4 protein-coding genes, 1 other RNA gene and 1 pseudogene are annotated in these 4,023 nt (G+C 71.7%); 2 read left to right on the top strand and 4 right to left on the bottom strand.

Translation table 11 applies throughout. From position 1 onward, the window contains the following. A partial coding sequence (locus QZX64_RS14645) for a hypothetical protein (protein ID WP_295661222.1) occupies positions 1-237 on the bottom strand: 237 nt, incomplete at its 3' end. A 201-nt stretch (positions 238-438) separates the two neighbouring features. Beyond that, an RNA gene (rnpB, locus tag QZX64_RS14640) (RNase P RNA component class A) lies at positions 439-827 on the bottom strand. 137 nt (positions 828-964) lie between these two features. Between rnpB and QZX64_RS14635 the strand changes: the two genes are divergently transcribed. Continuing rightward, positions 965-2,503, top strand: a complete 1,539-nt coding sequence (locus QZX64_RS14635; RefSeq protein WP_295661220.1) for a S8 family serine peptidase — start codon at positions 965-967, stop codon at positions 2,501-2,503. 70 nt (positions 2,504-2,573) lie between these two features. Here QZX64_RS14635 and map read toward each other — a convergent pair whose 3' ends face one another. Continuing rightward, positions 2,574-3,419, bottom strand: a complete 846-nt coding sequence (gene map / locus QZX64_RS14630; protein ID WP_295661218.1) for a type I methionyl aminopeptidase — start codon at positions 3,417-3,419, stop codon at positions 2,574-2,576. 24 nt (positions 3,420-3,443) lie between these two features. Between map and QZX64_RS14625 the strand changes: the two genes are divergently transcribed. Further along, positions 3,444-3,641, top strand: coding sequence for a hypothetical protein (locus tag QZX64_RS14625; protein WP_295661216.1), 198 nt, complete (start codon positions 3,444-3,446; stop codon positions 3,639-3,641). Positions 3,642-3,662: 21 nt separating this feature from the next. On the opposite strand, the pseudogene QZX64_RS14620 reads toward QZX64_RS14625, so the two are convergent. Then, positions 3,663-4,023: pseudogene (locus QZX64_RS14620) on the bottom strand (hypothetical protein); the annotation flags it as partial.

Genomic DNA, 4,023 nt, shown 5'->3' with positions numbered 1-4,023 from the left:
GTGGCGGTCGAAGTCGGCGTACGAGCCGTTCATCCTGATGTGGCTGCCGATCGTGCCGTGGTGGCCGAGACCGGACCCGTCCCTCGCCACCGTCGATCCGGCTGGTTCGTTGAGCTGGAGGTCGAGGGTCACGGCGGAGCTGGAAGCGGCGTTGCTCTGTGCCATCCCGGCGACGGGGGCCGCCAGGGCAAGGGATGCCGCCAGGGTCAGGCCGATGGTCTTGTGTGTGAGTCGCACGTCTCCCTCTCAGGGATCTGGAGTCCTGGGTCTGGCCTCGCAGGGCCACGTGGACCATTGTGCGTGGTCTAGACCTGTTGCGGCGAGCCGTCGCCAGCATTACCCCAAAATTCGGGGTGGCGCTCCGACCACGACACCTCGCGGGCGGTGGAGTCGTCCAGCCGGGTGGCCTGCTCGTGCTCGGTGACGAGGCGCTCGGCGCGAACGGGCTGGTCTGTAGGCCGGGTTCTGTACGACGCCCGGGGGCGCCGTGGCGACCATCCATCTACGACGACCGTTGCCGGCCGCCTCCAGCGATCTACCCGTGTGCTCGGGCGGGCAGCCCTCGGACGCACACGCGTCCCCGCCGTGGCGGGGACTTCTTGATCTTGCTCCAGGTGGGGTTTGCCGAGCCGTCCCGGTCGCCCGGGACGCTGGTGGTCTCTTGCACCGCCGTTTCACCCTTGCCGCTCCCGGAGGAGCGGCGGTCTGTTCTCTGTGGCACTGTCCCGCGGGTCGCCCCGGGTGGGTGTTACCCACCACCTCGCCCTGTGGAGCCCGGACCTTCCTCGGTCTCCCCGTGGGGAGAACGCGGTCGCCCGACCAGCCCGTTCGCGGTGCCGATGCTAGCGGTTCATCGCCGCGGACCGTTGACCTGTCGGCGTACGGGTGGTGGGGTGGCCCTTCGCCGTGCCCGCTCACCCGCGGTCGGACGGCTCGGGAGTCCCACACAAAGGAGAGCAGTACGTTGACCCATGCCCGCAACCACGCGCTGACCGGCCTCGTCGCCACCGCGGCCCTCGCCGTCGTCGCCACCCTGGGCGGTGGCGCCGGTGCCGCCCCGGCCGCCGACGTCCCCTCCACCCCGGTGCCCATCGCCACCCCCGACGGCGTGATCAGCGCCTACGTCGTCAACGCCAAGCACGCCAACCGGGGCCAGGTGCAGCTCGCCGCGCGCGCCGTCGAGCGCGCCGGCGGCGAGGTCGTGCAGGCCTGGCCGCAGATCGGCGTGGTCGTCGCCCACGCCACCACCGCGTCCTTCCGCGCCGACGTACGCCGCCTCGGCGGCAACGCCGTCGAGTCGGTCGGCGCCACCCGCACCGTGCCGGTCACAGAGGGCACGCCCGAGGAGGTCGACGCCCCCTGGAGCGCCAAGCAGGGCAGGGCCGATCGCTCCGCGCGCCAGGACGTCGAGAAGCGCGAGTTCCGAAGCGCCACCGCGGCCGACGTCGCGCCCGACCCGCGCGAGGCCGAGCAGTGGGACATGCGGATGATCAAGGCCGACCAGGCCCACCAGGTCACCGACGGGTCGCGCGACGTCGTCGTCGGCATCCTCGACAGCGGCATCGACGCCGACCACCCCGACCTGGCGCCGAACATCGACGTCGAGGACTCCGTCAACTGCAGCGACGCAGGGCGCCCCGACACCTCGGCCACCGGCTGGCAGCCCACCACCAGTGACCACGGCACCCACGTCGCCGGCACCGTCGCCGCCGCGCGCAACGGAACCGGCATCGTCGGAGTCGCCCCGGGCGTGCGGATGGCATCGGTCAAGGTGGTCAACGACGCCGGGTTCATCTACCCCGAGTACGCCGTCTGCGGGTTCGTGTGGGCCGGCATGCAGGGCATGGACGTCACCAACAACAGCTACTACGTCGACCCGTTCATGTACTACTGCTCCGACCAGGCCGACCAGGCCGCCGCGAAGGAGGCCGTGGACCGGGCCGTGCAGTGGTCCACGAGGCAGGGCACCGTGCACGCGGCGGCCGCGGGCAACGCCGCGACCGACCTGTCGAACAACACCACCGACACCACCAGCCCCGACGACAGCACGCCGATCACCCGCACGATCAACGACGACTGCGAGGACATCCCGACCGAGCTCGACGGCGTGGTCACCGTGTCGTCGTTCGCCCGGCTGAGCACGACCAGCACGGAGAGCTGGCTCTCCTCGTTCTCCAACCGCGGCCTGGGCAAGATCGACGTCGGCGCCCCGGGATCAGCGATCCTCTCCACCGTCGTCAAGGACAACGGGTACGCCGCCTACAGCGGCACCTCGATGGCGTCCCCGCACGTGGCGGGCGTCCTGGCGCTGATGAAGTCGGCGCACCCCGAGCTCACGCCCGCCGAGATGGTCGACCGGCTGCGCGAGCAGGCCGACGACAAGCCGTGCGCAGCGGCGCAGCCCAATCGGCAGGGCCAGACGGGCCCGGCCTGCGTCGGGTCGGTCGATGACAACAGCTACGCCGGTGAGGGCATGGTCGACGCCCTCGACGCGGTGAGCTGACCGCACCACCCGCACCCGACGAGGGGCACCTGGCGAGCGACGGGTGCCCCTCGTCGTACGTCGGCCCCGCTCAGGCGGTCAGCACCTCGGCCCCGGTCGCAGTCACCAGCAGCGTGTGCTCGAACTGGGCGCTGCGGCGCAGGTCCTTGGTGACCACCGTCCAGTCGTCGTCCCACATGGTCCACTCGTGGGTGCCGAGGTTGAGCATCGGCTCGATGGTGAAGGTCATGCCGACCTCGATGACGTCGTCGTACTGGTCGGTGTCGAAGTGGGGGACCACCAGGCCCGAGTGGAACGCCGTGCCGATGCCGTGCCCGGTGAAGTCGCGCACCACGCCGTAGCCGAAGCGGCGGGCGTAGGACTCGATGACCCGCCCGATGACGTTGAGGCGACGGCCCGGGCGGACCGCCCTGATGCCCCGGTCGAGCGCCTCGCGGGTGCGCTCGACGAGGAGCCGCGACTCCTCGTCGACGTCGCCGGCGAGGAACGTCGCGTTGGTGTCGCCGTGCACCCCCTCGAGGTAGGCGGTGATGTCGATGTTGACGATGTCGCCGTCCTGCACCACCCGGGAGTCGGGGATGCCGTGGCAGACGACCTCGTTGACGCTGCTGCACAGCGACTTGGGGAAGCCGCGGTAGCCCAGCGTGGAGGGGTAGGCGCCGTGGTCGCAGAGGAACTCGTGGCCGATGCGGTCCAGCTCGTCGGTGGTGACGCCCGGCACGATGGCCGCGCCCACGAGGTCGCGGGCCTGCGCGGCGAGCCGGCCGGCCGCCCGCATCCGCTCGATCGTCTCGGCGTCCTTGACCTCCGGACCGGTGTACCGCGCGGGCGCGGGCCGGTCCACGTACTCCGGCCGGGGGATGTGCGCGGGCACCGGACGGCGGGAGGAGATGACGGCAGGGGCTACAGCACTCACGGCCGCGAGTGTAGTTTCACCGACATGAGTGACTCGGACGCGCAGTACTGGTTCTGCCTCAAGCACCACACGGTCGAGGGCCCCGAGGGGTGCAGGAGCGCCGACCGCCTGGGGCCCTACACCACCGCCGAGGAGGCCTCCCGTGCGCTCGACCGGGTCGCCGAGCGCAACGAGCAGTGGGACAACGACCCGGCCTGGAGCGACGAGCAGCTGGAGGACTGAGCCCGGGACGCCGCGCGGGCGCTACTTCTTGCCCTTGCCCTTCTTGCCCTTGTCCTCGTCCTTGTCCTTCTTCTTGTTGCGGCCGGGGACCGGCAGCAGCTCGGCGCCGGCCTGCGCCTGCTGGATCGCCAGCGTCACCGCGCGCGTCACGGTCTTGGAGATCTCGTTGGTGAGGGCGTTCGAGCTGATCTGGGTGGCCACCCGGGCCGCGACGTCGGCGGCGACCTTCTCGGCCACGGCCTGAGCCATCCGGACCGTCGCCTCGGCCGTGGAGACCGCAGCGCTCAGCTGCCCCGCGGCCGTGCTCGGGGCCTCCGCACCGGCGGCGGGCGCCGGGGCGGCCGGGGGTGCGACGGTCGGGTTGGGTGCCGGGGTTGCCTGC

It is taken from the genome of uncultured Nocardioides sp., assembly GCF_902805925.1.
In the GTDB taxonomy this organism is placed as follows: domain Bacteria; phylum Actinomycetota; class Actinomycetes; order Propionibacteriales; family Nocardioidaceae; genus Nocardioides.
This window is presented reverse-complemented; position numbering and strand designations above follow the sequence as displayed.

Bases quoted from the DNA above. Each gene is read 5' to 3' on its own strand.
- QZX64_RS14625 (WP_295661216.1), top strand. From the start codon at position 3,444: ATGAGTGACTCGGACGCGCAGTACTGGTTCTGCCTCAAGCACCACACG.